At 71.6% G+C, this 26,593-nt stretch carries 24 protein-coding genes and 1 pseudogene; 18 read left to right on the top strand and 7 right to left on the bottom strand.

Annotation, left to right across the window (positions count from 1 at the left end):
• Positions 1–60: 60 nt before the first annotated feature.
• Genes JFB92_RS22650 through JFB92_RS22640 form a run of 3 tightly spaced genes read right to left on the bottom strand, consistent with a single transcriptional unit; the run spans position 61 to position 3,441 of the window.
• On the bottom strand, positions 61–1,110 hold the full coding sequence (locus JFB92_RS22650) for a sensor histidine kinase (protein ID WP_199043916.1): 1,050 nt from the start codon (positions 1,108–1,110) through the stop codon (positions 61–63).
• Positions 1,110–1,781, bottom strand: coding sequence for a response regulator transcription factor (locus JFB92_RS22645; RefSeq protein WP_199043914.1), 672 nt, complete (start codon positions 1,779–1,781; stop codon positions 1,110–1,112). Before JFB92_RS22645 ends, JFB92_RS22650 begins: the two co-directional genes overlap by 1 nt.
• A gap of 16 nt (positions 1,782–1,797) precedes the next feature.
• Complete coding sequence (locus tag JFB92_RS22640; RefSeq protein ID WP_199043908.1) at positions 1,798–3,441, bottom strand: serine hydrolase domain-containing protein; 1,644 nt, start codon at positions 3,439–3,441, stop codon at positions 1,798–1,800.
• Positions 3,442–3,589: 148 nt separating this feature from the next.
• On the opposite strand from JFB92_RS22640, the gene imuA' reads away from it, so the two are divergent.
• From imuA' to JFB92_RS26735, 4 genes are read left to right on the top strand one after another with little or no spacing between them, the layout of a single operon-like run.
• A complete protein-coding gene (imuA', locus tag JFB92_RS22635; RefSeq protein ID WP_199043906.1) occupies positions 3,590–4,330 on the top strand; it encodes a DnaE2-dependent mutagenesis accessory factor ImuA' in 741 nt (246 codons plus the stop codon).
• Entirely contained in the window at positions 4,327–5,694 is a 1,368-nt protein-coding gene (locus JFB92_RS22630) for a DNA polymerase Y family protein (RefSeq protein WP_199043904.1), read from the top strand. The genes imuA' and JFB92_RS22630 overlap by 4 nt, the downstream gene beginning before the upstream one ends.
• Complete coding sequence (locus JFB92_RS22625; protein ID WP_199043902.1) at positions 5,687–8,860, top strand: error-prone DNA polymerase; 3,174 nt, start codon at positions 5,687–5,689, stop codon at positions 8,858–8,860. The genes JFB92_RS22630 and JFB92_RS22625 overlap by 8 nt, the downstream gene beginning before the upstream one ends.
• Before the next feature lie 29 nt (positions 8,861–8,889).
• Complete coding sequence (locus tag JFB92_RS26735) at positions 8,890–9,627, top strand: helix-turn-helix domain-containing protein (protein ID WP_307789256.1); 738 nt, start codon at positions 8,890–8,892, stop codon at positions 9,625–9,627.
• Here the strand turns inward: JFB92_RS26735 and JFB92_RS22615 are convergent.
• The 3 genes from JFB92_RS22615 to JFB92_RS22605 form a co-directional block, all read right to left on the bottom strand.
• A complete protein-coding gene (locus tag JFB92_RS22615) occupies positions 9,615–10,526 on the bottom strand; it encodes a hypothetical protein (protein ID WP_199043900.1) in 912 nt (303 codons plus the stop codon). The genes JFB92_RS26735 and JFB92_RS22615 overlap by 13 nt on opposite strands.
• A gap of 65 nt (positions 10,527–10,591) precedes the next feature.
• The gene (locus JFB92_RS22610; RefSeq protein WP_199043898.1) at positions 10,592–11,131 is read right to left on the bottom strand and encodes a P-loop nucleotide/nucleoside kinase family protein; all 540 of its coding nucleotides are present in this window, start codon (positions 11,129–11,131) and stop codon (positions 10,592–10,594) included.
• Between the two features lie 100 nt (positions 11,132–11,231).
• On the bottom strand, positions 11,232–12,422 hold the full coding sequence (locus JFB92_RS22605; protein ID WP_199043896.1) for a M20 metallopeptidase family protein: 1,191 nt from the start codon (positions 12,420–12,422) through the stop codon (positions 11,232–11,234).
• Between the two features lie 137 nt (positions 12,423–12,559).
• Here JFB92_RS22605 and JFB92_RS22600 point away from each other — a divergent pair, with 137 nt between their 5' ends.
• Together JFB92_RS22600 and JFB92_RS22595 are read left to right on the top strand one after the other, a co-directional pair.
• Positions 12,560–13,195: a TetR/AcrR family transcriptional regulator gene (locus tag JFB92_RS22600; protein ID WP_199043894.1), complete on the top strand. Its 636-nt coding sequence runs from the start codon at positions 12,560–12,562 to the stop codon at positions 13,193–13,195.
• A gap of 70 nt (positions 13,196–13,265) precedes the next feature.
• Complete coding sequence (locus JFB92_RS22595) at positions 13,266–15,752, top strand: MMPL family transporter (protein WP_199043892.1); 2,487 nt, start codon at positions 13,266–13,268, stop codon at positions 15,750–15,752.
• 20 nt (positions 15,753–15,772) lie between these two features.
• Here the strand turns inward: JFB92_RS22595 and JFB92_RS22590 are convergent, their stop codons facing one another.
• Positions 15,773–16,510, bottom strand: coding sequence for a hypothetical protein (locus tag JFB92_RS22590; RefSeq protein ID WP_199043890.1), 738 nt, complete (start codon positions 16,508–16,510; stop codon positions 15,773–15,775).
• A 112-nt stretch (positions 16,511–16,622) separates the two neighbouring features.
• Between JFB92_RS22590 and JFB92_RS22585 the strand changes: the two genes are divergently transcribed.
• From JFB92_RS22585 to JFB92_RS27085, 12 genes and pseudogenes are all read left to right on the top strand, one after another.
• Positions 16,623–17,756 (top strand): glutathione S-transferase family protein, encoded by a 1,134-nt coding sequence (locus tag JFB92_RS22585; RefSeq protein ID WP_199043889.1) that lies wholly within the window; start codon positions 16,623–16,625, stop codon positions 17,754–17,756.
• 91 nt (positions 17,757–17,847) lie between these two features.
• Positions 17,848–18,186 carry an ArsR/SmtB family transcription factor gene (locus JFB92_RS22580; RefSeq protein ID WP_199043888.1) on the top strand — a complete coding sequence of 113 codons (339 nt, stop codon included), beginning with the start codon at positions 17,848–17,850 and terminating at the stop codon, positions 18,184–18,186.
• Positions 18,183–18,659, top strand: a complete 477-nt coding sequence (locus tag JFB92_RS22575; RefSeq protein WP_199043887.1) for an SRPBCC domain-containing protein — start codon at positions 18,183–18,185, stop codon at positions 18,657–18,659. Before JFB92_RS22580 ends, JFB92_RS22575 begins: the two co-directional genes overlap by 4 nt.
• The gene (locus JFB92_RS22570) at positions 18,656–19,282 is read left to right on the top strand and encodes a dihydrofolate reductase family protein (protein WP_199043886.1); all 627 of its coding nucleotides are present in this window, start codon (positions 18,656–18,658) and stop codon (positions 19,280–19,282) included. The genes JFB92_RS22575 and JFB92_RS22570 overlap by 4 nt, the downstream gene beginning before the upstream one ends.
• Positions 19,283–19,550: 268 nt before the next feature.
• On the top strand, positions 19,551–20,621 hold the full coding sequence (locus JFB92_RS22565; protein ID WP_199043885.1) for a 3-deoxy-7-phosphoheptulonate synthase: 1,071 nt from the start codon (positions 19,551–19,553) through the stop codon (positions 20,619–20,621).
• Between the two features lie 100 nt (positions 20,622–20,721).
• Complete coding sequence (locus JFB92_RS22560) at positions 20,722–21,672, top strand: SDR family NAD(P)-dependent oxidoreductase (RefSeq protein ID WP_199043884.1); 951 nt, start codon at positions 20,722–20,724, stop codon at positions 21,670–21,672.
• 61 nt (positions 21,673–21,733) lie between these two features.
• Positions 21,734–22,468 (top strand): SDR family NAD(P)-dependent oxidoreductase, encoded by a 735-nt coding sequence (locus tag JFB92_RS22555; protein ID WP_199043882.1) that lies wholly within the window; start codon positions 21,734–21,736, stop codon positions 22,466–22,468.
• A 98-nt stretch (positions 22,469–22,566) separates the two neighbouring features.
• Entirely contained in the window at positions 22,567–23,037 is a 471-nt protein-coding gene (locus JFB92_RS22550) for a carboxymuconolactone decarboxylase family protein (protein ID WP_199043880.1), read from the top strand.
• Positions 23,038–23,127: 90 nt separating this feature from the next.
• Positions 23,128–24,117 (top strand): RNA polymerase subunit sigma-70, encoded by a 990-nt coding sequence (locus JFB92_RS22545; RefSeq protein ID WP_199043878.1) that lies wholly within the window; start codon positions 23,128–23,130, stop codon positions 24,115–24,117.
• Between the two features lie 61 nt (positions 24,118–24,178).
• Positions 24,179–24,775 carry a maleylpyruvate isomerase family mycothiol-dependent enzyme gene (locus JFB92_RS22540; protein ID WP_199043877.1) on the top strand — a complete coding sequence of 199 codons (597 nt, stop codon included), beginning with the start codon at positions 24,179–24,181 and terminating at the stop codon, positions 24,773–24,775.
• Positions 24,776–24,824: 49 nt separating this feature from the next.
• Positions 24,825–25,973: pseudogene (locus JFB92_RS22535) on the top strand (PQQ-dependent sugar dehydrogenase); the annotation flags it as partial.
• A complete protein-coding gene (locus JFB92_RS27085; protein WP_372451681.1) occupies positions 25,956–26,351 on the top strand; it encodes a cellulose binding domain-containing protein in 396 nt (131 codons plus the stop codon). The pseudogene JFB92_RS22535 and the gene JFB92_RS27085, both read left to right, overlap by 18 nt.
• The last annotated feature ends 242 nt before the right edge of the window (positions 26,352–26,593 follow it).

Below are 26,593 nucleotides of genomic sequence, written 5' to 3'. Positions count from 1 at the left end.
TCACCACGTAATCAACCCTCTATCACAGCCGGGGCGATTCAACCGTGCCCTTCGGCTGTGTCAAGTCCGGGGGAGACTCAGGCGGAACCGGGTGCCTTCGCCTGTCGGGGTGGGGGAGGTGAGGGTCAGTTCGCCTCCGTGGGCTTGCGCTATCTGGCGGGCTATCGGGAGGCCCAGGCCGGTGCCAGGGGTTCCGTCTCCTCGCCAGAAGCGGTCGAAGACGTGGGGTTGGTCTTCGGCCGGGATGCCCGGGCCTCCGTCGGTCACGGTGATCACCGCCTCGTCCGCGGAGGACCGAACTGCTATGTCGACTCGGGAGTGTTCCGGGGCGTGCTTGATCGCGTTGTCGACCAGGTTCGCCACCGCCCGCCGCACGGTGGGTTCGTCCACCGAGCATTCGACCGGTCCGGCCTCGTGGAGTGCCAGTTCGACCTGTTCGGATTCGGCCAGAGTCGAGAGGTCGTCGACCAAGGCCCTTGCCAGTGTCACGAGGTCGGTCGGGCGGCGGTCTATTGTTCGGGCTCGACCTCTCGCGTCCACCAGCAACTCGTCGATCGTCGCTCTCATGCGCTCTGCGGCGTTCCTGGTGCGTTCCAGGCCCTCTCTGTACATCTCCAGGTCCGGTTCGGGGTGGTCTAGGAGCACATCCGAGCCGGTCACCAGCACCGCCAAGGGAGTTCTCAGTTCGTGGCTGGCCTCTTCGACCAATTGGCGTTGGACCTGAGCCGACTGCTCCAGGCGGTCCAGCATGCCGTCGAAGGCCGCCGCCAGCGCCACCGCTTCGGTCGTGCCGCGCCGCAAGCCGATGCGCAGGCTCAAATCGGAGGCCTCGATGCGCTCGGCGGCCTTCCGGACCCGTTCGAACGGCCGGACGGCCCGGCCCGACCACCACCAGGCCAGTGCCGCCGCCTCCGGGGCCAGCGCGATCACCGCGATGAGCGTCCACATCGACGGCTCGATCGAGGTCTCGGTGACCGACCTTCCGGTGCCGTCCGGTCCGATGTCGACCACTTCGCGCTCGGAAATGGAGGAGACCGCGAAGACCAGCAGCACCGGGAGGTAGATGGCGAGGGTGCCCAGCACCGTCAGCCGTGCGCGCAGCGACCGCATCACGATTCCTCCTCCAGTTGGTAGCCGACCCCGGCGATCGTCGTGATCGGCGGCGGCTCGCCGAGCTTGCGGCGCAGGCGGCTCAGAATGACCCGCACCGAGGCGGTGAACGGGTTGGCCTGGGAGTCCCAGACGTGTTCGAGCAGGTCCTCGGCCGAGACCGTCCGCCCGGGGTGATGCATGAAGTACCGCAGCATCGAGAACTCGCGCGGCGTCAGGCGCAGCTCGCGGTCCCCGCGCCAGGCCCGGTGCGAGGCCAGGTCGAGCCGGAGATCCGCGACCTCCAGGACCGCCCCGGGGTCGTCGGCGCGGCGGTTCAGGGCGCGGAGGCGTGCCGCCAGTTCGCGGAAGTTGAAGGGCTTGACCAGGTAGTCGTCGGCTCCGGCGTCGAGTCCGGCCACCCGGTCGGCCACCGCGTCGCGGGCGGTCAGCACCAGGATCCGGCGCGGGCGGCGCAGGAGCGGATCGTCGGCGAGCCGGCGCACCAGTTCCATGCCGTCGCCGTCCGGCAGCCCGAGGTCGATGCAGGCCACGTCGAAGTCGCCCGAGCACAGCAGCTCCTCGGCCTCGGAGAAGGTCGCGGCCAGGTCCACCGCGTAGGCCTCGCCTCGCAGACCCAGCGCGACGACCGCCGCCAGGTCCGGGTCGTCCTCGACCAGCAGGATGCGCACGGCTCGCCCTCCCGATTCAGTCCGCCCGGCGGGCCTCGACGGTCCCGCCCGGGCCGGTGACGGTCATCAGGCCGTCCTCGAACCGGACCCGGACGCCTCGCCCGGCGCCGCTGAGGTCCTGCTGCCGGAACTCGCCGTCGTCGGCCGGTACCAGCTTAAAGACGGGCGGCTCGGCCCCGAGTAGAACCCCGGCGATCTGGCCGTGCTCGTCGAGGGCGTACCAGGCGAGCCTAGTCTCGCCCCCGGTGGTGAGCCTTACGTAAGTCCGCAGCTCGGACTCCTCGAATACGGTGCCCGCGAGTTCGATCTCCTCGATCGGGCCGAGGTCGTCCTCAAGCACTTCGAGTTCTTCGCGCCCGGCCTCGGTCTCGCCGTTCAGCAGCGACTCCACGGCCGCTTCGTGGTCGACCACGTCCCCGGTCGGCTCGAACAGAGCCTCGACCGCGTCGGCGCCCTCGGCGCTCACCGCCAGCGCGGACGCTTCCGCCGCCACGGCCAGCGTCCCGCCCGTCTCGAGGGTGTAGGCACCTTCGGCTGCTCGCAACTCGGCGGGGTCGGCTTCCTGAGTCTCGGGCACCGGCAGCGGTTCACCGGAGGCCAGGGCCGGTCCCACCGCCTCCAGCAGCTCTTCGGCCGTGATCTCGTCGGTGTTGGAGGTCACCGTGATCGACCGCCCGCTCTCGGGCAGCCACGCCGTCACCGCTTGGTGCCCGGTGTCGCCGCCCCCGCCGGTGCTCGCGTACACCGGCGTGCCGAAGCCCGCGGCGTCGAGCGCGACCCAGCCGGGAAGCTCGGTCGACCCGTCGCCGTGGTCGAATCCGGTCTCGGTCAGCAGCGCCGTCGCCTCCGGGGAGATGATCTCGCCTTCGAACAGCGCCGACGTCCAGGACGCCAGGTCCCCGGCGGTCATGGCCAGGTCGCCGTTGCCCGCCAGCGCCCAGTGCGGCCCTTCGAAGTCGCCGGTCGAGGCGGCCCGCTCGCCGCCCTCGTATCCGATCGCCCGGGGGCCGGGCGCGGCCGGCTCGCCGTCCCAGAAGCCGCCTGAGAGAGGGAGTATCTCCTCGGCCAGGTAGCCGCGGTATGCCTTCCCCGACTGCTCGTCGACGATCAGCGCCAGCAGCGTGTAGCCGCTGTTGGAGTACAGGTAGTCGGTCCCGGGGTCGAACGCCGACTCCAGTCCGCTCAGGGCCTCCACGGCCTCGTCCCGGTCGAGCGGTTCGTGGTCGGCCCCGTGCGATCCGGCCAGGCCGCCGGTGTGCAGCAGGAGCTGCTCCACGGTGACCGCGGCGGCCGGCCCTTCGAGTCCCGGCAGGAGGTCTCCGGCCCGGTCGTCGAGGGCCAGGGTTCCGGCGTCGGCCAGGTCGAAGATCGCGGCGGCGGTGAACGCCTTGCTCACCGAGCCGATCGCGAAGACCGTCGCGGCGGTGTTCGGTTCGCCGCTCTCGGCGTCGGCCGCCCCGAACCCGGTCGCGCAGGCGAGCCCAGCCTCGTCGGTGAGCGCGATCGAGCCGCTGTAGCCGGCCTCGGCCCATGCGCTGAGCGCGGACACCAGACCGGGGTCGCAGACCGGGGCCGCTTCGGGCTCGTCGGGTGTGTCGGCGTCGGCCGTGCAGGCGGCCGCCAGGAGCGCCGCGGCCAATATCGTCGGGATTCGTCTCATGCGTCGGACCGTACGGACGGGGCCGAAAACCCGGTGTAAACGAGATCGCCGCCCCTGAGATTTATGGAACACGCGTTTGATCTTGCGGCCCGCCCCCAGTTCGGTATGTTGAACCAATACACACGTTCGATAGTTCACGGGGGTCGAGTTGTCGAAAGGTGCCGTTCCGGCTGCGCTGGCCGCCGAGCTGGGGCTGCGGCTCGCCGGCGAGCTCGCCCCTGCCCCGCGCGCCCCGGCCCCGGTGCTCGCACCCGCACGACACATCCTGCCCGCCACCCCCGACATTTCCGCGCTGCTGCCCTACAGCGGCCTGTCGACGGTGACTGCGATCACGGCCGGGCGGATCGGGGCGACCTCGCTGCTGTGGCGGCTGCTGGCCGGGCCCTCCTCAGCAGGCGCCTGGTGCGCCGTGGTCGGCCTGGAGCGGCTCTACCCCCTCTCCGCCCGCGCCGCCGGAGTCGACCTGGAGCGCCTGGCCCTGGTCGAGGCCGCCGGCCCCCGGATCGTCGACGCGGCCGGAGCCCTGGCCTCGGGCATCCCGGTCCTGGCCGCGCCCAGCGCGGCCTTCACCCCCGCCCAGGCCCGTCGCCTGGCCGCCAAGTGCCGCCGCTCGGGCACCGCGATCGTGTGGTGGGAGACCCGCCCGGTGAACGGCGCCGACGCCCGCCTCGAAGTGACCGAGGTCCGCTGGCAGGGGCTCCGCGCCAACGCCGGGCGCCGCTACGGGGCCGGGAGGCTGACCGCCTGCGAACTCGACGTCGCCGCCCGCTGGAGGAGCGGCCTCACCCGCCGCGCCCGCATCTGGCCCTACGGCGGCCGCCCCGACAACGTCCTCGACATGCCGGACCAATTTACGGCTCGCAAGCTTCGCCGAGGGGACCGGCCATGACCCGCACCGTCGTGGCTCGGCTGCCGGACTGGAGAGACGAGGACCAAGCGGCCTTCGAGCCGGTCCTGGACGCGCTCGACCTGCTCACCCCCTACGTCGAGGTGCTGCGGCCCGGTTGCGCGGCGATGCCGCTGCGGTCCCTGGCCGGTGACGAAGCCGAGTTCTGCGAGCGCCTCATCGACACCGTGACCGGCCTGACCGGCCTGGACTGCCTCACCGGCGTCGCCGACGGCCTCTTCGCCGCGATCCTCGCCGCCGGTTCCGGACGGATCGTCCCGGTCGGACGCGACGCCGAATTCCTCGCCCCCCGTGACATCGCCGACCTCCGAGCGACCGGCCTGATCGAGCCCGAGGACTGCGAGACCCTGCGCCACCTGGGCATCGGCACCCTCGGCGCCTTCTGCTCCCTGCCCGCGGCGGCCGTGGCCGAACGCTTCGGAGCCTCGGCCCGCCGCGCCCAGGCGATCGCGGCCGGACAACTCGCCCGCCCGCTCGCCCCCCGGCAGGCCGAACCCGAACTCACCGTCACCACCGAGGCCGAAGAACCCTACGAGACCGTCGAACAGGCCCTCTTCGCCGCCAGGCCGCTGTCCGAACGCCTCCTGAAGGGCCTGGCCGACCGGAACCTCACCTGCGCCCGCGTCACCGTCACCGCCCGCACCGTCCGCGGCCTGACCCGGTCGCGCACCTGGCAGCTCGACCCGGCCGCCCCATCCGCTGAACTGGCCCGCCGCGTCCGCTGGCAGCTCGAAGGCTGGATGAGCGGCCACGTCGACGCCTGCGGAGACGTAAATTCGCAGAGCGCAGCGGACGCCATCGCCGAGCTCGAACTGGCCCCCAGCGGACTGCTCGGCCTCATCGAAGCCGGACGCGGCCTGTGGGAGGTCAAGGACGCCGCCACCACCCGCGCCGAGGCCGCCCTCCGCCACACCCAGGGCCTGCTCGGCCCCGAGGCCGTCCTCACCGTCACCGACGCCGACGGCCGCGGCCCGGCCGAGCGGCACGGCCTCGCCCCCTGGAGAGGCGAAGCCGTCCCGCCCCGCTCGGGACCGTGGCCCGGCAGCCTCCCCGATCCCCTCCCGGCCCGGACCGGAACCGAAGGCGTCGAGGTCCAGGACGCGACCGGGCAGGCGCTCGAGGTCTCCGCCCGCGGCGCCCTCTCGGCGATCCCCGCGTTCGTCGCCTTCGGCGGCGAACGGGTCCCGATCATCGCCTGGGCCGGGCCCTGGCCGCTCGACGAGCGCTGGTGGGACGAGACGGCCGCCCGCCGCTACGCCCGGCTCCAAGTGCACCTGGCCGACGGCCGCGCCGCCCTGCTCCACCTCGAACACCGGCGCTGGAAGGTGGGCGGCTGGTATGACTGACTACGCCGAGCTGCACTGCCACTCCCACTACTCCTTCGCCGACGGCGCCGACTCCCCGGCCGCGCTGGCCGCCGAGGCCGCCCGGCTGGGCCTGACCGCGCTGGCCGTCACCGACCACGACGGCCTCTACGGCGTCTCCGAACTCGCCGCGGCCGCCGAGACGCACGGCCTGCCCACGGTCTTCGGCGCCGAACTGAACCTGGACATGGCCGCGCCGCGCCGCGGCCAGGCCGACCCGGCCGGGGAGCACCTGGTGGTCCTGACCCGCGGCCCGATCGGATACCGCCGCCTGTCCAAGACCGTCACCCGCGCCAAATCCGTCGCCTCCGACGAGAAGGACCTCCCGCGCTACGACATGTCCGACCTGGCCGAACACGTCAGGATGGGGCACTGGACGGCGCTGACCGGCTGCCGCAAGGGGCCGCTGGGCGCCGCCCTCGACTCCGGCGGCGCCGAGGCCGCCGAGCACCGGCTGCGCGAACTGGTCGAATGGTTCGGCCGTGACGGCCTCGCCGTCGAGCTGACCTGCCACGACCTGCCCGGCGACACCGAGCGGATCGAAGCCCTCGCCGCGGTCGCCGACCGCTGCCGCGTCCAGACCGTCGCCACCGGCAACGTCCACTACGCCACCCCGCGCCGCGCCAAGGCCGCGGCCGCGCTCGCGGCCGTCCGCGCCAGGCGCACGCTCGATCAGATCGACCCGTGGCTGCCCGCGAACGCCGCGGCCCACCTGCGCGACGCCGAGGAGATGTCGCTGCGCTTCGCCGACTTCCCCGGGGCGGTCGAGTACGCCGCGACGCTGGCCAAGGAGATCGCCTTCGACCTCAAGCTCCTGTCCCCACGGCTGCCGCGCTTCCAGATCCCGCTGGGGCACACCGACTTCTCCTACCTGTCCGAGATGGTCGGGGAGCGGGCCGAGGAGCGGTACGGCCCGCCCGCGGCGGCCCCGGAGGCATGGAAGCAGCTCGACCACGAGCTGCGCGTCATCAAGCACCTCGGGTTCAGCGGCTACTTCCTGATCGTCGCCGACATCGTGCACCACTGCCAGGAGAACAACATCTACTGCCAGGGAAGGGGGTCGGCCGCCAACAGCGCCGTCTGCTACGCCCTGGGCATCACCAATGTGGACCCGGTCGACTTCGGGCTGCTGTTCGAGCGCTTCCTCTCGGCCGAACGGGACGGACCGCCCGACATCGACATCGACATCGAGTCCGGACGCCGCGAGGAGGTCATCCAGTACGTCTACGGCAAGTACGGCCGCGAGCGCGCCGCCCTGGTCGCCAACGTCATCACCCGCCGCCCCCGCAGCGCGATCCGCGACGCCGCCAAGGCCCTCGGGCACAGCCACGACCAGGCCGTGGCCTGGTCCAAGCGGCTCCACCAGTACCGCGGCCTGGACCCCGACGAGGCCGAGGGCATTCCCCCCGAGGTCCAGAACCTGGCCGCCGAACTGGCCGACCTGCCCCAGCACCTGGGCATCCATCCCGGCGGAATGGTGCTCACCGATCAGCCGGTGGCCGAGATCGTCCCGGTCGAATGGGCCAGGATGGCCGACCGCACCGTCGTGCAGTGGGACAAGGAGGCCTGCGCCGACGCCAGACTGGTCAAATTCGACCTGCTCGGCCTCGGCATGCTCGAGGCCCTGCACCGCATGGTCGACCTCGTCGCCGCCGGACACGGCGCGCGCGTCGACCTGGCCCACCTCCCTCCCGACGACGAGGAGGTCTACGACATGCTCTGCCGCGCCGACACCGTCGGCGTGTTCCAAGTGGAGTCGCGCGCCCAGATGTCGACCCTGCCGCGGCTGCGTCCCAGGGCGTTCCGCGACCTGGTCGCCGAGGTCGCCCTCATCCGCCCCGGCCCGATCCAAGGCGGTGCGGTCCACCCCTACCTGCGCCGCCGCCGGGGAGAACCCTGGCACGACAAGGTCCCCGAGGCCCTCCACGGCATACTCGAGCACACTCATGGCGTGCCGCTGTTCCAGGAGCAGTTGATGCGCATCGCGATCGAGGCGGCCGGGTTCTGCGCCGACGAGGCCGACAAGCTGCGCCGCGCCATGGGCGCCAAACGCTCCGAAGAACGCATGGAGGAGCTGAAGGAACGCCTCTACAAGGGCATGGAGGAGAATGAGATCACCGGCGCCGACGCCGACCAGATCTACGAACAGCTCAAGTCCTTCGCCGACTTCGGGTTCCCCGAGTCCCACGCGGCCAGCTTCGCCCACCTGGTCTACTCCTCGGCCTGGCTCAAATGCCACTATCCGGCCGCGTTCTACGCCGGGCTCCTGGCCAGCCAGCCGATGGGCTTCTACAGCCCCGCCTCGCTGATCGCCGACGCCCAGCGCCACGGCATCACCGTCCTGCCCCCGGAGATCAACGCCAGCGGCCAGGTCGCCTCCCTGGTCGACACCGACAGGCCCGCCGAGCATCCTGTTTACGCGACCGCGACGGTCAGGCTCGGCTTCGACAGCGTCAAGGGCCTCGGAGGCGAGGCCGCCGACCGCATCGTCGCCGCCCGCGCGAACGGCCCCTACCGCGACCTGCCCGACCTGGCCCGCCGCTCCGGGCTCGACAAGAAACGCCTGGAGACCCTGGCGCTCGCCGGAGTCCTCGACAGCCTCGAACCCGACCGCAGAAGGGCACTATGGACGGCCGGGATGGTGCGCGAGCGCCCCGACGTCCTCCCGGGCACCGGCCCGAGCGCCCCGCCCCCGGCACTGCCGGGCATGAGCGCGGCCGAACTGGCCTTCGCCGACTACGTCGGGCTCGGCCTGTCCACCGCCGCCCACCCGATCGAACTCGTCCGCGAGCGGATGACCGCCGAGGGCGTCGCACCGGTCGACCGGCTGCCGGAGACCCCGAACGGCACCCGCGTGGAGATCGTGGGCGTGGTGACCCACCGCCAGCGGCCCCCGACCGCCAAGGGGGTCACCTTCCTCAGCGTCGAAGACGAGACCGGCATCGGCAACGTGATCTGCTCCCAGGGGCTGTGGAAACGCTGGCGCACCGTCGCGGCCACCGCGAAGGTCGTCCGCGTCAGAGGCACCGTCGAGCACGCCGAGGACATCCCCGACGACGCCGAGCCCACTATGCCCAACCTCATCGCCGACAAACTCACCCCCGTGGAACTGGAGATCCCCACCCGAGGCTCCCGGGACTTCCGCTGAATGTCGGGGCCCGGCGCTAGTTTGGGTTCGTGGGGGTCCGGGCGACGTACGAGGAGCGGGCGGTCCGGGGTGGCCTGGGGGACTGGTCGCCCTGCCTGTGGGTGCGTCGTGTTCCGTCCTCCGGGGCGGCCGGAAGCCGGATCGTGCCCGACGGGTGCGTCGATCTGATCTGGATTCGCGGGCGCCTCGAAGTCGCCGGTCCCGACTCCTCGTACCGCGATGTCGCGCTCGAGGCGGGCGACCTCATCGCCGGGGTGCGGCTGCGGCCCGGGGCTTCGCGGTTGCTGCTCGGGGAGACTCCAGCGACGGCCGTGCTCGACTCCCAGGTCGAGCTGGACCGACTGTGGGGGAGCGGTGCCCGCGAGCTGGTCGACCTGGCCGCCGCGCAGTCCGACCCGTGGCGGGTCGCCCAGCTCTTGGCCGGTGTGCTGAGCGATCGGCTGGGCCGGCACGGTCCCGACCGGGTAGCGGTGGCCGTGGCCGAGGCGCTCGACCGCCCCCGGCCGCCCTCGATCGCCCGACTGGCATGGGAGATGGGGTTCTCGGAGCGCCAACTGCGGCGGCGCGTCCTCGCCGCGGCCGGATACGGGCCCAAGACCCTGGAGCAGATCCTGCGGTTCCGCCGGGCCGTGGCGGCCTCGGGGCCCGAGCCCGACTGGGCCCGGATCGCGGCCGAGCAGGGCTATGCCGACCAGGCGCACCTGTCGCGCCAGGTGCGTCGCTGGTCGGGCGCGGCCCCGCGCGAGCTGGTGCCTCAGACCGCCTGATCCCAGGCGCGCAGCGTCTTCAGCGCCGCCAAGGTGAATCCGGGCCGGGCCTGCTGCTCGATCGCCGGGTTCCACAGCCGGTAGTGGATCGGCCAGCCGCCGTCCTCGCGCTGCTCGGAGGCGAGGTGGCCGAGGGCGGTGCGCAGCTCGGCGTCGGTGAACCACCCGGCCGACAGGCTCCGGGGGGACGGGGCGAAGTCGCACGCGAAGGTGAACTCGCGTTCGGCGTATCCGGGCGGGGTCGCGATGCCCTCCGGGTTCGCCGGGTCCAGCAGGACCAGGCCGGTGTCGCGGACCAGCTCCCCGATCCGCTTCGAGGCCGAGCGCGCCCAGTCCCGGTCGGGTTCGTGGTCGAGGAAGACGTTGACGCTGAGCACCTCGTAGGGGTGCGTGGCCTCGAGCCGGCCGATCGCGTCGCGGCAGAAGGCGGTCGCGCCCTCGACCCACGGGTGGTCGACGCCGTGCCGGTGCAGCAGGCCGGTGATGCGGGCCGTGGTCAGCAGGCCGCCCCGGTCCTGCGGGGGCGCCTCGACCCACGGGGGCCTGGGGTACCTCTCGATGGTCGTCAGCAGGTCGGGGACACCGCCGTCACCGGTCGTGTACTGCGAGAGCCAGTCGCAGACCGACGCGGCCGTCGGCTGGTCGAACGAGTCGATCTCGTCGAGGATCTCCAGGGCGCTCATGGCCGAGATCGGCTGCGGATCGGGGCCCTTGACGTCGGGTTCGACGGCGAAGGCGAAGCCGCCGTCGTCGGTGCGGTGGGCGTCGAGGGCGGCCCGCGCGGACCGCCGGCTCCCGCCGCCGGTGAACAGCGCCATCCGGTGCTGGTCGAGTGCCGAGCCGGTCAGCCAGACGAACTCGGCCGACCGCTCGATCATGGTGTCGGTGATTCGTGTCATGCGTCCACGCTATGGCCGCACCGGGCCTCCGGTCTTGAACAGAACGGACATCGCGGCCACGATTCTCACGAGTTGAGGAAGCCGTGGATCCGTTTGAGGTTGGAGTCGATCGGGTTGGCCGCGTCGACCACGATCCGCTCCACGGTCAGCGGCGGGTACTCATCGCGCATGCGCTCCACGTGATCCCACTCGATCTCGTGCCAGCCCGGAATGCCCCGGGTCCGGCCCTCCACCCTGGAGCGGTGGAGCTTCGTGTCACCGCAGACGCATTCGACCACCCGCAGCTCGGCGGAGTGCTCGGCGGCCATGCGCCGCCAGCGCTCCGCGATCCGGTCGTCGATCAGGCAGTCGGTGATCGCCGACTGCCCCAGTTGCAACTGCCGCGACACCAGCGTCTCCAGCAGCCCGTAGTAGAGCGACAGGTACGTGTGCCGGTCCATCTCCCGGAACACCCCGTGCGGCTTGATCGCGCCCATCAGCCAGTCCCCGGCGAACGCCGGGGTCGCCGCCTCCCGCGCGAGCCGCTCGGCGAGCGTGGACTTCCCGGTGCCGGGCAGCCCGGTGAACGCGATGATCTGCGGGTTGCCGGCCGTGTCGGTGTGCATCACGGGTCCCTTCGTGCGGTGGAGCGCCGCATGCGCCTGTGCCACATCGAATCATGCTCGCGCAACTCCCGGGGTCCCGCCGCCGCGCGGGCCCGGCCGGTCAGCCGCGCTCCATGCGCCGGACCGCCAGTTCGGCCAGCAGCGCGGCGCCGTCGGGCAGGACGGAGTCGTCGAAGGCGGCCCTGGGGGAGTGGTTCGACGCGGCGGCGTCCGGGTCGTCCATGACCGTCGCCCCGTAGAACAGGTAGCTGCCCGGAACGTTCTCCAGGACCCGCGAGAAGTCCTCGGCGCCCATCATCGGCTCGGCCATCTCGGTGTACCGCTCGGGCCCGAACGCGTCCTTTACCGTCTCGGCCACGAACGCGGCCTCGTCGGCCCGGTTGACCGTGGCCGGGTACTCCGGTTCGAACCGGGCCTCGGCCTTCAGCCCGTGCGCGCTCGCGATGTCCTCGCACAGCCGCACCGAGAGCTCGCGGACCCGGTCCATCGCCTCGGTCGAGAACGTCCGCACCGTCGCCTCGAACTCCGCCTCGTCGGGGATGATGTTCCGCTTGGTGCCCGCGTGGAAGCTGCCGACGGTGACCACGACCGGCTCGAACGCGCTGAACCGGCGTGTGACCAGGGACTGGAGCGAGGTCACGATCTCGGCGGCCACCTGGACCGGGTCCAGCGTGGTGTGGGGCCGCGAGCCGTGCCCGCCCTTGCCGACGACCTTCACGTACAGGCCCGCCGAGGCGGCCATCATCGGGCCGGGGCGGGTGGTGAACACGCCGCGCGGCACCATGTCCGAGGCGACGTGGAGCCCGTAGGCGGCGTCGGCCGGACGGCCCGCCGCCTCCAGGACGCCCTCGGCGATCATGTGTCCGGCGCCGTCGAAGCCCTCCTCGCCGGGCTGGAACATGAACACCACGTCCCCGGCCAGCTCGTCCCTGCGCGCGCACAGCAGCCGCGCGGCCCCGACGAGCCCGGCGGTGTGCAGGTCGTGGCCGCAGGCGTGCATGGTGCCCTCGTGCTCGGAGGCGAAGCCGACGCCGGGCTCCTCGGCGACCGGCAGCGCATCCATGTCCCCGCGCAGCAGCACGACCGGTCCGGGCCGCCCGCCGCGCAGCACGGCCGTCACCGACGAGAGCCGCTCCCCGGTGGTGATCTCCAGCGGCAGCCCCTCCAGGGCGGCCAGGACGGCGGCCTGCGTCTTGGGCAGGTCGAGGCCGATCTCGGGCGTCTTGTGCAGCTCCCGCCGCAGTGCGATCAGGTCGTCGCCGATCGCGGCGGCCTCTTGGCGAAGGCTCATTCGCGCTCCTGTCGTCGTGTTCGGTGACTCCAGTGTCCCAGTCCCCACCGCTCGGCCGGCTCGACCGACTGTGGGGATCGACACGAACTCCCCGAATTAGATGCACTCAGTGCATCGTTGCATCTAGTGTATTGACCATGGACGCGATACCCGAGGCCGTCGACCGCCGCGCCGCGCTCAAGGCCAGAAGCCGCCAGGCGATCCTCGACGCCGCCGCCGAGCTGATGGAGCGGCACCGCAGCGTCGACTTCACCGTCGACGACCTGGCCGCCGCCGCCGACGTCTCCCGCCGCACCGTGTTCAACCACTTCGCCTCCCTCGACGACGTCGTCACCGAGGCGGCCGGCCAGATGCTCGTCGAGATCGTCGACCGCATGGAGGCACGGGCCGCCAGCGGTTCCCGCGAGGCCGGGACGGTCCTCGACGACCTGGCGGCCACGGCATCGGCCGACCACCTGGTGCCCACGGTCGCCTACCTGATCGAAGTGCTCGGCAGGGACGACCCGCGGCGCGGCGACCGCGAGGCGGTGCTGATGCAGCGGGCCTTCAGCCTGTTCACCGAGCGGATGTCCGGCGCGATCGCCCGCCGCCACCGCGAGGCCGATCCGCTCGGCGTCGACCTGCTGGTGGCCGCCTTCGGCGGCGGCCTGCTCGTCATGGCCAACCGGTGGATGGACGAGACCGGCGGCGAGTCCGACACACCCGAGTCCCGACGCCTCTGGGACGAACTCGTCGCCCGCCTGACCGCGGTCCTCCGAGAACCCGACCTCTGAGCCGCCCGCGAGCGGCCCCGCAGCGTCGCCCGTGCGGCGACCAGGAAACCATCACGATTGGAAGACACCCATGGCCGAACTCCTGTACCGGATCGGGCGCTGGTGCGCCCGGCGCGCCTGGACCGTCATGGCCGCCTGGGCCGCGCTGCTCGCGGCCGCCGCGGCGGCATTCGTCCTGTTCGGCGGGACGCTCTCGAACTCGTTCTCGATCCCGGGCACCGAGACCGACCGGGTGACCGAGCACCTCCAGGACGAACTGCCCGACGCCGCGGGCGGCACCGGCAGCATCGTGCTGAGCACCGCCGACGACGAGCCGTTCACCGACGACCAGAAGGCCCAGATCGCCGACCTGGTCACCGAGACCGGCGAGGCCGACGGCGTCGTGACCGCCGTCGACCCCTTCGCCACCGAGGCCCAGCGCGCCGAACAGGCCCAGCAGATCCAGGACGGCCGCGACCAGATCGAACAGGGACGCGCAGAGATCGAGGCGGCGCGCGAGGAACTGGATACCGCCCAGGTCCAGCTCGACGCCGCCCGCCAGCAGGCCGGCGACGACGCCTCGGCCGACCTCGACGCCCAGCAGGCCGAGATCGACGCCGGACTCGAAGAACTCGAGTCCCAGGAGACCGAACTCGAAGCCCAATCGGCCTCCCTCGAAGAAGGCGCGACCCTGCTCGACCTTGCCGAAGGCATCAGGACCGTCTCCGAGGACGGCAGCGCCGCGGTCGTCACCGTCGCCTTCGACGAGCCGCAGCTGGAGGTCACCGAGGAGACCATGCAGGCCGTGACCGACGTCTTCGACGACCACCCGATCGACGGCGTCGAGGTCGACTACTCCAACGACCTGGTCCGCGAACTCCCCAGCCTCTTCGGCGTCGCCGAGATCATCGGCCTGGTCGTGGCCGCCGTCGCCCTGATCGTCATGCTCGGCACCCTGATCGGCGCGGGACTGCCCCTGCTGACCGCCCTCGTCGGCGTCGGCGTCGGCGCCATGACGACCATGTCGCTGTCCGGCGTGGTCGACATGGCCTCGGTGACCCCCATCCTCGGCCTCATGCTCGGCCTGGCCGTGGGCATCGACTACTCGCTGTTCATCGTCAACCGGCACCGCCGCCAGCTCAAGGAGGGCTACGACCTCGACGAGTCGATCGCCCTGGCCACCGGCACCTCCGGCAACGCCGTCGTCTTCGCCGGGGCCACCGTGTTCATCGCCCTGGTGGCGCTGAACGTCACCGGCATCCCGTTCCTGGGCCTGATGGGCACGGTCGGCGCGCTGTGCATCGCCACCGCGGTGCTGGTCGCGGTCACCTTCATCCCGGCCCTGCTGTCGCTGGTAGGCATGCGCGTCCTCCGCAAGTCCGAGCGCGCCGGGCGCGAGACCGGCGACTTCCGCGCCCACGCCGAGGAGCGGCAGGAGACCAAGACCATGGGCACCGGCCGGGCCGCCCTCCGCGTCCTGATCGGTGTCGGCGCCCTGCTGGCCGTCGCGCTCCCGGCCATGGACATGCGGCTCAACCTGCCCGACGGGTCCTCAGAGGCCCACGACACGACCCAGTACCAGGCGTACGCCACCATCGCCGACAAGTTCGGCGAGGGCCGGAACGGCACCCTGCTGGTCGTGGCCGACCTGCCGGACGGACCCGACGAGGCCGGGCTCCAGACCGCGCAGGTCCGGATCGCCGAGGAGCTCGCGGCGCAGGACGACGTCGCCGCCGTGGCCCCAGTCGGCGCCTCCGACGACCGGACCGTGACCGCCTTCCAGGTCGTCCCCGATTCGGGGCCGACCAGCGGGGCCACCGAGGATCTGGTGCACGCGCTGCGGGGCCTGGACATCGACGGAGTCGACTCGATCGGGGTCGCCGGCTCGGCCAGCGGCAACATCGACATCTCCGACAAGCTCTCCGACGCGCTCCCGCTCTACCTCGCGGTGGTCGTCGGGCTGTCGCTGATCATCCTGATCCTGGTGTTCCGCTCGATCTTCGTGCCGGTGATCGCCACCCTCGGGTTCATCCTCAGCTACTTCGCCGCCCTCGGCGGGGTCGTCGCGATCTACCAGTGGGGCTGGCTGGCCGACGTCTTCGGCGTCGACAGCCCCGGGCCGATCCTGAACTTCCTGCCGACCATCCTGCTGGGCATCCTGTTCGGGCTGGCGATGGACTACATGCTGTTCCTCGGCTCGGGCATGCGCGAGGCCTACGCCCACGGCGTCCCGGCCCGCCAGGCGGTCGTGCACGGGATGCGCGCCGGCCGGTCCGTGGTCACCGCCGCGGCGATCATCATGATCTCGGTCTTCGGCGGGTTCGTGTTCTCCCACTCGTCGATGATCCGGCCGATCGGCTTCGCGCTCGCCTTCGGCGTGCTCGTCGACGCGTTCCTGGTGCGCATGCTCATCATCCCGGCGCTGATGCACCTGGCCGGCGACAAGGCGTGGTGGCTGCCGAAGTGGCTCGACCGGATCCTGCCGGACGTCGACGTGGAGGGGGCCGCCCTGGAGCGCCGCCACCCCCACCGCGACGCGGAGTCCGCGCCGGAGGACGCGGCCGAAGCCGCGAAGTGACGGCCCCGCCGCCCGCCCGGTCACTGCCGGCCGGGCGGGCGGCGCGGGTCGGTCGGGGCCTGCGGCGGACCGCCGTGCGGGTACGGGCCCGGATACTGCTGCGGCAGGTACATGTACTGGTATTGGTACTGGTACCGGAACTGCGGATGGGACCGCCGCGACCGCCTGCGGAAGAAATCGTCCGAGTCCCCGCCCACCAGCAGGAGGATGACGGCCAGCGAACCCGCGATCAGCACGATCAGGGCGGCGAACTCGATCGCGGACACCCAGCGCGGTGTGCTCAGCGCGATGGCGTCGGCCAGCTCGTCGGAGCGGTCCATCCCGTTGTCGTTGAGCGAGTAGTGGAAGCCGATCTGGCCGCTCAGCGAGCCAAGCCCGCAGTACGTGAGCGAGAGTCCGGATTGGATCCAGCTGAGGATCCGGACCGCCTGCCTGCCGCGGCCGTTCAGGATTCCCAGCACGGCGTGGGCGGCCGCCCAGAGGAGCCAGGCCACGCCTTCGAGGACGAAGGCGGCTCCGAAGAACGCGTCGAAGAACCCGTTCCAGGCATCGCCCATGACGGAGTCGTTCTCCAGCCTGCGGGCGGTCCCCTCCCGCACGGTCCCGCTCACGGCGAGCCCGGCTGTGCCCGCCGCGGCCAGCACCCCCGCCAATGCGAACTGGATCCAGACCGCGGCCGCGACCCGAGTTGGACGCGCCGTCGGGCCCTGCGGCGGCTGCGGTCCGGGAAGATACTGGGGCGGTTGCGTATCGGCCATGAGGGGGCTCCGGCTCTGTTGTGGATCTGAATCCATCGTACGGAATCGGCACGTCCGGCGCTCTCCGGCTGGTAACGGGGCCGCGGACGACGAAATTGCGTAGTCTGGGCCCATGGCACAGAACCAGGCCCCGAAGACGGCCGGGACCGAGCACTCCACCAAGGGCGCGTACGTCTCCGGCGAGGAGTTCACCAGAGACACCAACTACATCGAGGACCGCGTCGTGGCCGACGTCGAGGCCGCCCGGTCGGCCCCGGTCGAGGCGTCCTCGAGGATCGGCGACCCGCGGACGGCGGGCCTGACCGAAGGCGCGCGGGCCTGGCCGGTCGAGGCGGGCCGGTACCGCCTGGTGGCCGCGCGCGCCTGCCCCTGGGCGCACCGCTCGATCATCGTCCGCCGCCTGCTGGGCCTCGAAGAGGCCATCTCGCTGGCCACCCCGGGGCCGACGCACGACGTCCGCTCCTGGACGTTCGACCTCACCGAGGACGGCCGCGACCCGGTGCTGGGCACCGAGCGGCTCCAGGAGAACTACTTCAAGCGCTTCCCCGACTACCCGCGGGGCATCACCGTGCCCGCCCTGGTGGACGTGCCCTCCGGCGCGGTGGTCACCAACAACTACCCGCAGCTGACCTTCGACCTGTCGACCCAGTGGACCGCCCACCACCGGGAGGGGGCGCCGGACCTGATCCCGGCCGAGCTGGTCGACGACATGCTCCCGGTGACCGAGCGGATCTTCACCGACGTCAACAACGGCGTCTACCGGGCCGGGTTCGCCGGCTCCCAGCGCGCCTACGAGAAGGGCTACCGGCGGCTGTTCGAGGCCCTCGACTGGCTCGAGGAGCGCTTGGCCGACCGCCGGTACCTGATGGGCGAGAGCATCACCGAGGCCGACGTGCGCCTGTTCACCACGCTGGTGCGGTTCGACCCGGTCTACCACGGGCACTTCAAGTGCAACCGGAACAAGCTCACCGAGATGCCGAACCTGTGGGCCTACGCGCGGGACCTGTTCCAGACCCCCGGCTTCGGCGACACGGTCGACTTCGACCAGATCAAACGGCACTACTACGTGGTGCACGAGGACATCAATCCGACCCAGGTGGTCCCGGCGGGCCCCGACCTGAGGAACTGGCTGTCCGACCACGGCCGCGAGAAGCTGGGCGGCACCCCGTTCGGCCGCGGCACCGCCCCGGGACCGGTGGCGGCCGAGGAGCGCCCGCCGGGGGCCAACCCGCTCTACGGGCGCTGAGGCGGCCCGGCCGCGAGCGATCCCGGAATGCACGGTGACTTAGAACACTTATCTCTTGCGCTAAGTTTTCCGTCGCGCGATACTTAGCCCTATGGCACAGTATTCGGAAGAGCTCGACGGCGTCTTCGTGGCCCTCGCCGACCCGACCCGCCGCGACGTCATCCGGCGTCTCGGCCGCGGCCCGGCGAGCGTGGGCGAACTCGCCCGCGAGTTCCCGATGACCCTTCCGTCTTTCATGAAGCACGTGCGGATGCTCGAGGCGAACGGCCTGATCCGCACCGCCAAATCCGGCAGGGTGCGCACCTGCGCGCTCCGGCGCGACCGGCTCGCCGTCGTCGACGACTGGCTCGCCGAGCAGCGCCGGATCTGGGAGCAGCGCACCGACCGACTCGAACGATTCGTCACCGATCCCAAGGAGCAGCAGCCATGAATCCCGATCTCGACCTGACCCTGGAGCGGGTCATCCGCGCGCCGCGCGAGGCGGTCTGGAACGCCTGGACCGACCCGGACCGCTTCGCGCAGTGGTGGCTTCCCGCCCCGATGCGATGCCGCGTCGACCGCCTCGAAGTCCGGCCCGGCGGTGCGATGGTGACGCGGATGAGCGAGGACGGCACCGAATTCGTCCCGCATATGGACGCGAGCTTCCTTGTCGTAGACGAGCGGGAGCGGATCGTGTTCACCAACGCGATCGACGGCGCCTGGCGCCCGGCCGCCCCCGAACCGGTCGCGATGACCGCCGAAATCGCGCTCGCCGACCACGCCGACGGCACCGAATACCGGGTCGTCGTCCGGCACGGCGACCCCACTTCTCGCCAGAAGCACGAGGATCTCGGCTTCTTCGACGGCTGGGGGGCGGTCATCGCGCAGCTCGCCGAGGTGGCCGAACGGCAGGCCGTCCGATGAGAGTCGCCCTGACCCAGTTCGTGAGCCTCGACGGAGTCAGCCAGGGTCCCGGTTCCCCGGACGAGGACACCACCGGCGGATTCACCCGGGGCGGCTGGCTCGTTCCCCATATAGACGAACGCTTCGTCGAGCGCACCTCCCAATGGCTCGATCACGCCGACGGCTTGCTGTTCGGGCGGTGCACCTATGAGGCGTTCGCCCGCGACTGGCCGCAGATCACAGACCCCAACGACCCGTACACCGAGCGAATGAACTCGCTGCCGAAGTATGTGGTCTCCCGCACCCTCACCGAAGGCGATTGGGAGCCGACGGCAGTGCTCAGTGCTGATCCCATCGAGAGCGTCGGCGCCCTCAAAGCGCGCCCCGGCCGGGAACTCCAGGTCCACGGGAGTGCGCGGCTCGGCAACACCCTGCTTGCGGCGGGCCTGGTCGACACGGTGCGTCTGGCCGTCGCCCCGACCGTCGTCGGATCGGGGCGACGGCTGCTCGAACACCCGGGAGGCGCCGTCGGCCTGCGGCTGGTCGAATACGAGGCCACGCCGAGTGGCCTGCTGCTGCTCCAGTACGAATACACCGGGCCCGCCGCGACGGCCGCCTACGAAGGAGTGACCGACCTCATCTAGTCGCGAGTCCTGCCGGAGCCTCGCACCGGAATCGGCCCGGGCCGGGCGTGTTAGGGTTTCCGCATGTCTACGGCAGTTCGTTGGTATCAGCGCTTTATGCTGGCTCCGGGTGGAGCCGGTAGTCATCAGCGCTGACTAGACGAACACCCGGAGCCAGCAGGGCAGAGACGACCGTCTCTGCCCTTCGTCGTTACGGCGGGCCGGCACCGGGTGGGGGACCACGAGCGGAAGCGGGCCCGCCCCGCAGAGGAAAAGGGAATCCCGCTCAATGACAACGTCCACCGACAACGCCCCGCACACCGGCGACCTGCGCGTCCGCGGCTTCCAGCCGCTGATGCCCCCGGCCGTGCTCCGCGGCGAGCTGCCGCTGGGACCGGACCGCGCCGCGCTCGTGCGGGACAGCCGCCGGGCCGTCAACGACATCCTGACCGGCGAGGACGACCGGCTGCTGCTCATCGTCGGCCCCTGCTCGGTCCACGACCCCGAAGCGGCCGCCGACTACGCGCGGCGGCTGGCCGCGGCGGCCGCCCCGCTCAGCGACGACCTGTGCGTGGTCATGCGCGTCTACTTCGAGAAGCCCCGCACGACCCTCGGCTGGAAGGGCCTGATCAACGACCCGCACCTCAACGGCACCCACGACGTCGAGCTGGGCCTGCGGCTGGCGCGCCGGGTCCTGCTCGAGGTGCTGGACGCGGGCCTGCCGGTCGCCTGCGAGTTCCTGGAGCCGACCAGCCCCCAGTACATCGCCGACGCCGTCTCCTGGGGTGCCATCGGCGCCCGCACGCCAGAGAGCCAGGTCCACCGCCAGCTCGTCTCGGGGCTGTCGATGCCGGTGGGCTTCAAGAACTCCTCCGACGGCGACGTGATGGCGGCCATCGACGGCTGCCGCGCGGCCGCGGGCGAGCACGTCTTCTTCGGCATCGACGAGGACGGCCGCGGCTCGATCGTGTCGACCAGCGGCAACCCCGACTGCCACATCATCCTGCGCGGCGGACGCGGCGGCCCCAACTACGGGCCCGAACCCGTGCGCGACGCGCTCGCCCTGCTCGACAAGTACGACATGCCCCAGCGCCTGGTAGTCGACGCCAGCCACGCCAACAGCGGCAAGGACCACGTCCGCCAGGCGGCCGTCGTCCACGAGCTCGCCGACCGCATCGCCGCGGGCGAGGAGGGCATCGCCGGCCTGATGGTCGAGAGCTTCCTCGCCGAGGGCCGCCAGGAGCCCGGACCGCTCGAGACCCTCGAATACGGCAAGAGCGTCACCGACGCCTGCATCGGCTGGGACCGGACCGAGGAACTCCTGACCGAACTGGCCGCCGCCGCCCGCCGCCGCGACTGAACCCGTCGGCCTCCCCCGGCACACGCCGGGGGAGGCCCGTCTGAAATAGACCCCTCCTGCGACTTGCCTTGGAGTGCACTCCAAGTTCTAGGTTCGAGACATGACCACACCTCAACGCAAGATCGGTTCAGAATTCGGACACGACTCCACCGCCGCCGAAGTCCTCGACGGCATCGACCTGACCGGCAAGTTCGCCGTCGTCACCGGCGGCTACTCCGGCCTCGGCCTGGAGACCACCAAGGCCCTCGCCGCGGCGGGAGCGGAAGTCCTGGTACCCGCCCGCAGGCCCGAGGCCGCCGCGGCCGCGCTCGAAGGCGTCAAGGGCGTCGAGACCGACGAACTCGACCTCTCCGACCTCGACAGCGTGCGGGCCTTCGCCGACCGGCGCCTCACCGCCGGCACGGGCATCGACTTCCTCATCAACGACGCGGGAGTCATGGCCTGCCCCGAGACCCGCGTCGGGCTCGGTTGGGAGCTCCAGTTCGCCACCAACCACCTGGGGCACTTCGCGCTGACCAACCGGCTGTGGCCGCTGCTGTCAGGCGGGTCCCGCGTGGTCACGGTGTCCTCCGGCGGCCACCGCGGCTCGCCCATCCGCTGGGACGACGTGCACTTCGAGACCGGCTACGACCGCTGGAAGGCGTACTCCCAGTCCAAGACCGCCAACGTCCTCTTCACCGTCCAGCTCGACCGGCTCGGCCAGAGCGCGGGCGTGCGGGCCTTCTCGCTGGATCCCGGCGCCATCATCACCCCGCTCCAGCGCCACATGACCAGGCGGGAGATGCAGGATAACGGCTGGGTCGACGAGGACGGGAACGTGCTGCCCGAGTGGTTCAAGAACCCCGAACAGGGGGCGGCCACCCAGACCTGGGCGGCCACCTCGCCCAAGCTCGACGGCATGGGCGGGGTCTACCTCCAGGACTGCGACATCGCCGAGGTCGTCGAGGAAGAGGACGCCCCGGGCGTCCGCCCCCACGCGATCGACAAGGCCGAGGCCGCGCGGCTCTGGGCGTACTCCGCCGGGCTCACCGGCGTGGACGCCTTCGCCTGAGCGGGCCGGCCCTGTCCGATACGGTCGGTTCCCGGCCCCGATCTGGAAGGAGTCAACGGAAATGGCACTCGTCCTGGTCACCGGCGCGTCCACCGGGCTCGGCCTGGCCGCCGCGCAGGCCATGGCCGCCGAAGGCCACCGGGTGGTCGTCCACGCCCGCGTCCGCGACCGCTTTCCCGATCAGAGCCTGCTCGAGCCGATGCATGGGGCCGTCTACGGCGACCTGTTGCTGATGGACGAGACGGCCGCGGTCGCCGAGCAGGCCGACCGGTTCGGGCGCTTCGACGCGGTGATCCACAACGCCGGAGTCTTCCGCGGCCGGAACGCCCTCCCGGTCAACACGGTCGCCCCGTACATCCTCACCGCGTCGATGGCCAGGCCGCGCCGGCTGATCTACCTCTCCAGCGGCTACCACCTCTCCGGGACGACCGACCTGGACGCGATCGACTTCGGCGACACGAGCGCCCGGCCCGGCGCGTACGAGGACTCGAAACTCTGCGTGACCGCGCTGGCGTTCGCCGCGGCGCGACGGTGGGCCGACACCGTCGCGCACGTGGTGGACCCCGGATGGGTCCCCACGCGGATGGGCGGCCCGAGTGCGCCCGACGACCTCGAAGAGGGCCACCGCACGCAGGCATGGCTCGCGACCGCCCCGGACGGGGCGGTCGCGCCGCGGACCGGAGGCTACTGGCACCACCGGCGCATCGCCCGGTCCCACCCGGCCGCCTCCGACCCGGACTTCCAGTCCGACCTGATCGCGCGGCTCGAGGCGCACACGGGCATCTCGCTCACCTGAACTGTGAGGTCCGACACGTCGGTGGCTCGGAGGTCACATTCGAATCCCGACGTCCGTCCTCTCTGCGAACCCGATTCCCCGCAGAGAGGAACACCGCCATGTCCGACTCGCCCCGCCTCATCGACCCCGCCTCGCACGCCCCGGCGATCAACGAGATCGCCGCGGCCCTGGCCAAGGTGAACGCCGACGGCGCGATCCCCGGCACCACCGTCAGCCTGGTGCGGCTCCGCATCGGGCAGCTGCTCGGGAGCACCTACTTCACCGCCCGCGCCCGCAAGGAGGCCGACGACACCGCCGAGCGCCTCGACGCCGTCGCCACCTGGAGGGAGGCCCCCTACTTCACCGACGCCGAACGCGCGGCCCTCGCCCTGACCGAGGCCGTCCACACGCCGAACCCGACCGGGGAACGAGTCCCCGACGAACTGTTCGACGAGGCCGCGAAACACTACAGCCCCCGCGAGATCGTCGCCCTGACCACCGTCATGGGGCAGATCGGCTTCTTCATCCCGCTGGCGCTGATCGGCCGCCCGAAGCCGGGCGTGTCCTTCGCCGAGCAGTGGCGGGAGTGAACCGAACCGACCACGGGGCCCGCGTCCGGCGCGGGCCCCGTTTCCGCGTCCGGGCGACCACCGGGCCACCGCGAGGCACAATGGGCACCGATGAGCCCAGGGACGACCGAACCGCGACCGGCCGCCGAGGCGGTGCCGACCGAGGAGCTGGAAGCGCTCCGCGCGCCGCTGACGCGGTACTGCTACCGGCTGCTGGGGTCGGCCGCCGACACCGATGACGCCGTGCAGGAGACGATCATCAGGGCCGCCCGCAACGCCGACCGGTACGACCCGGCCCGGGCCCGGCTGACCACCTGGGTCCACCGCATCGCCACCAACATCTGCATCGACATGCTCCGAGGCGCGCGCCGCCGGGCGCTGCCGGTCGAAATGGGACCGGCCGCCGACGGCGGCGACATCGGCGCCCCGCTCCCGTCGCAGTTCTGGGTCGACCCGATGCCCGATCGGGCGCTGTTCGGCACCGCCGACCCCGGCGACGTCGTGCTGGAGCGGGAGTCGGTCCGACTGGCCTTCATCGCCCTGCTCCAGCGGCTGGCCCCGCGCCAGCGCGCCGTCCTGGTGCTCCGCGACATCCTCGCGTTCTCGGCCAAAGAGACCGCCGAAGCACTCGAGACCACGGTCGCCTCGGTCAACAGCGCCCTCCAGCGGGCCCGCGCCGCCCTCGAGGCCGACCGGCCCGAACCGGCCGACGTCCTCGACCCCGACGACCCGGAGCAGCGGGAACTGCTGCGCCGATACGTGGCCGCGTTCCAGACCCACGACCTGGCCGAGATGACCGCGCTGCTGCGCGAGGACGCGACCACCTCCATGCCGCCGTTCGCATGGTGGATGCGCGGCGGCGAGCGGATCGCGTCGCTGATGACCTCGAGCGAGGCGTGCGCGGGCGACCGCCTGGTGCCGACCGCGCTCAACGGCGCCCCGGGCTTCGGCCAGTACCGCCCGGACGAGTCCGGCCGGCTGCGCCCGTTCGCGGTCATCCTGGTCGAGCCGCGCGGCGACCGCATCGCCCAGATCGTCACCTTCCTCGGCACGGCCGAGCGCTTCGAAGAATTCGGGCTTCCCGCGAGCCTCGACCGATGATTTCGGCCCGGGCCGGTCGTACCAACAGTGAGACACGACCGAACCGGAAGGACATCGAACCATGGCATCCACCGATCCCCGACTGGCCGAGGCCACCTGGGCCGAGCGCGAGCGACTCGCGTCGGTCTTCGACACCCTCGACTCCGCCCAGTGGGCGTCCGACTCGCTGTGCGAGGGCTGGCGGGCCCGAGAAGTCCTCGCCCACATCACCATGCCGTTCCGGCTCTCGGGCCCGGCCTTCCTCGGCGGGATGCTGCGGGCGCGGTTCCGGTTCGACCGGTTCGCCGACCGGGACGCCCGCGCGGCCGCGAAGGCGATGAGCGACCAAGAGCTGATAGACCTCTACCGGGCCAACATCCGCCACCCGTGGCGGCCCCCCGGAGGCGGCCAGGCCGGCGCGCTCTCGCACGACCTCATCCACGGGCTGGACATCACCGAGCCCGCGGGCCTGCCCGGTCCGCCGGCCGACCGGATCGCCCTGGTCATCGGCTCGGGCCGGTCGCGGAACTTCGACTACTTCGGCGTGGACCTGGGCGGCAGGAGCCTGGTGGCCACCGACGCCGACTGCGAATTCGGCGAGGGCGAGCCGCACCGCCTGCCCGCCAAAGACCTGCTGCTGGTCGTGACCGGTCGCCGCGCTCTGGACGAGACCGCATGAAGACAGGCCGCGCTTGACATCGATTACCGTCGATCCCTATTGTTCCTATATGGCTCGAAGCATCAAGCGCACCCGACTCCTGGCCCTAGCTGGCGCGACCGGGGCGGCCGTGGCACTGGCCTCGCTGGCGCCCACCGTCTTCGCCGACGAACCGAACGCGCCCGCCGCGCTCGAAGAGGTCGAGCTGACGCTGACCCAGGTGGCGACGGCGGACTCCCCGACCGCCGGCACCGTCGGACCCGACGACGCGCTCTGGATCGCCGAGCGGGCCGGGACGGTGCGCGTGCTGGACGACCAGGGTCTGGGATCGCCCGTGCTGGACATCAGCGACGAGGTCTCCATCGAAGGCGAGGGCGGACTGCTGGGCCTCGCCTTCGACCCGGGCTTCGAGCACTTCTACATCTCCTACACCGACCTCGACGGCGACACCAGCATCGAGGAGTTCGCGGTCGACGACGGGCAGGTGCGGACCGACACCCGCCGCGTCGTGTTCGCCCACGAGCAGCCGTTCTCGAACCACAACGGCGGCAACATCCTGTTCGGCCCGGACGGCATGATGTACATCGGACTCGGCGACGGCGGAAGCAGCGGCGACCCGCAGGACAACGGCCAGAGCCTGGACTCCCGTCTCGGCAAGATCCTGCGCATCGATCCCTCCGGCGGCACGCCCTACGCCGTCCCGTCGGACAACCCCTTCGTAGGCGACCCCGACGCCCTGGACGAGATCTGGGCCTACGGACTGCGCAACCCGTGGCGGTTCTCCTTCGACGCCGCCACCGACGAGCTGTGGATCGCCGACGTCGGCCAGAACCTGCGCGAGGAGGTCAACCTCGCCCCGGCCGGAGTCGGCGGACAGAACTACGGCTGGTCGCGAATGGAGGGCACCCTGCCGTTCTCCGGCGAGGAACCGGCCGACCACACCCCGCCGGTCTTCGAATACGACAACGACGGCGCCCGCTGCGCGATCACCGGCGGATACGCCTACCGCGGTGAGGCCATCCCGGAACTCCAGGGCGCCTACCTGTTCAGCGACTACTGCGAAGGCGACATCAGGGCGCTCGAAATCCAGGACGGCGAAGTCACCGAGACCAACCTCATCGACATTCCCAGCGGCGGCACCTTCTCCTTCATCCAAGGACCCGACCTCGAGATCTACGTCCTGGACGGCAGGTTCGGGAACATCTCGCGCATCGACCCCGACGAGCCGACAGAGCCAACGACGGAACCGACGACCGAGCCGACGGAACCGACGACCGAGCCGACCACGGACCCGGTCGAGGACGAGTGCACCGCGAGCATCGAGGTCGTGAACGACTGGGACTCGGGCTGGCAGGGCAACGTCAGCGTCACCGCCGACGGCGGGGCCCTGGAGGGATGGGACCTGACCTGGACCTGGCCCGGCGACCAGTCGATCTCGAGCCACTGGAACGCCGACCTGACCACCTTGGGCTCCTCGGTGACCGCTTCGGACGTCGGCTGGAACGGCGCCGTCGACTCCGGCCAGACCAGGGAGGTCTTCGGCTTCATCGCGACCGGAGGCGGCACCTCCCCGCAGGTGACCTGCAGCCCCGCCTAGCGGCGCCCGACACCGGCCCGCCCTCGCCACCGATCGGCTCCACCGGCGGCACCGCATCCGTCCGTCTGTCGGCGAGTGCTTTCGCAGCAGCACGGGCGCGGGGGTGGCCGGGGCTTCAATCGCATCACCGACGGCGAGGGCGGGGCGGGATTTGGCGGCCGTGTCCGGCATCCGGCATCGAATGTCGCTTCCCTCGGGCGCGGTTGTGTCGGGGGATTCGCGGGCTCGACATGCCCGGCCGC

The organism is Glycomyces salinus (genome assembly GCF_016428645.1).
In the GTDB taxonomy this organism is placed as follows: domain Bacteria; phylum Actinomycetota; class Actinomycetes; order Mycobacteriales; family Micromonosporaceae; genus Glycomyces; species Glycomyces salinus.
Note: the sequence above shows the minus strand (reverse complement) of the source record. Positions and strands in the feature narration are given on the sequence as shown.

What these genes read in the sequence shown, in the direction of transcription:
- JFB92_RS22630 (WP_199043904.1), top strand. Translation starts at nt 4,327, where the DNA reads ATGACCCGCACCGTCGTGGCTCGGCTGCCGGACTGGAGAGACGAGGAC.
- JFB92_RS22640 (WP_199043908.1), bottom strand. Translation starts at nt 3,441, where the DNA reads ATGAGACGAATCCCGACGATATTGGCCGCGGCGCTCCTGGCGGCCGCC.
- JFB92_RS22615 (WP_199043900.1), bottom strand. Translation starts at nt 10,526, where the DNA reads ATGACACGAATCACCGACACCATGATCGAGCGGTCGGCCGAGTTCGTC.
- JFB92_RS22570 (WP_199043886.1), top strand. Translation starts at nt 18,656, where the DNA reads ATGAGAGTCGCCCTGACCCAGTTCGTGAGCCTCGACGGAGTCAGCCAG.
- JFB92_RS22595 (WP_199043892.1), top strand. Translation starts at nt 13,266, where the DNA reads ATGGCCGAACTCCTGTACCGGATCGGGCGCTGGTGCGCCCGGCGCGCC.
- JFB92_RS22555 (WP_199043882.1), top strand. Translation starts at nt 21,734, where the DNA reads ATGGCACTCGTCCTGGTCACCGGCGCGTCCACCGGGCTCGGCCTGGCC.
- JFB92_RS22580 (WP_199043888.1), top strand. Translation starts at nt 17,848, where the DNA reads ATGGCACAGTATTCGGAAGAGCTCGACGGCGTCTTCGTGGCCCTCGCC.
- JFB92_RS22575 (WP_199043887.1), top strand. Translation starts at nt 18,183, where the DNA reads ATGAATCCCGATCTCGACCTGACCCTGGAGCGGGTCATCCGCGCGCCG.
- JFB92_RS22625 (WP_199043902.1), top strand. Translation starts at nt 5,687, where the DNA reads ATGACTGACTACGCCGAGCTGCACTGCCACTCCCACTACTCCTTCGCC.
- JFB92_RS22545 (WP_199043878.1), top strand. Translation starts at nt 23,128, where the DNA reads ATGAGCCCAGGGACGACCGAACCGCGACCGGCCGCCGAGGCGGTGCCG.
- JFB92_RS22650 (WP_199043916.1), bottom strand. Translation starts at nt 1,110, where the DNA reads ATGCGGTCGCTGCGCGCACGGCTGACGGTGCTGGGCACCCTCGCCATC.
- JFB92_RS22605 (WP_199043896.1), bottom strand. Translation starts at nt 12,422, where the DNA reads ATGAGCCTTCGCCAAGAGGCCGCCGCGATCGGCGACGACCTGATCGCA.
- JFB92_RS22610 (WP_199043898.1), bottom strand. Translation starts at nt 11,131, where the DNA reads ATGCACACCGACACGGCCGGCAACCCGCAGATCATCGCGTTCACCGGG.
- JFB92_RS22550 (WP_199043880.1), top strand. Translation starts at nt 22,567, where the DNA reads ATGTCCGACTCGCCCCGCCTCATCGACCCCGCCTCGCACGCCCCGGCG.
- JFB92_RS22600 (WP_199043894.1), top strand. Translation starts at nt 12,560, where the DNA reads ATGGACGCGATACCCGAGGCCGTCGACCGCCGCGCCGCGCTCAAGGCC.
- JFB92_RS22560 (WP_199043884.1), top strand. Translation starts at nt 20,722, where the DNA reads ATGACCACACCTCAACGCAAGATCGGTTCAGAATTCGGACACGACTCC.
- JFB92_RS22565 (WP_199043885.1), top strand. Translation starts at nt 19,551, where the DNA reads ATGACAACGTCCACCGACAACGCCCCGCACACCGGCGACCTGCGCGTC.
- JFB92_RS22590 (WP_199043890.1), bottom strand. Translation starts at nt 16,510, where the DNA reads ATGGCCGATACGCAACCGCCCCAGTATCTTCCCGGACCGCAGCCGCCG.
- JFB92_RS22540 (WP_199043877.1), top strand. Translation starts at nt 24,179, where the DNA reads ATGGCATCCACCGATCCCCGACTGGCCGAGGCCACCTGGGCCGAGCGC.
- JFB92_RS22585 (WP_199043889.1), top strand. Translation starts at nt 16,623, where the DNA reads ATGGCACAGAACCAGGCCCCGAAGACGGCCGGGACCGAGCACTCCACC.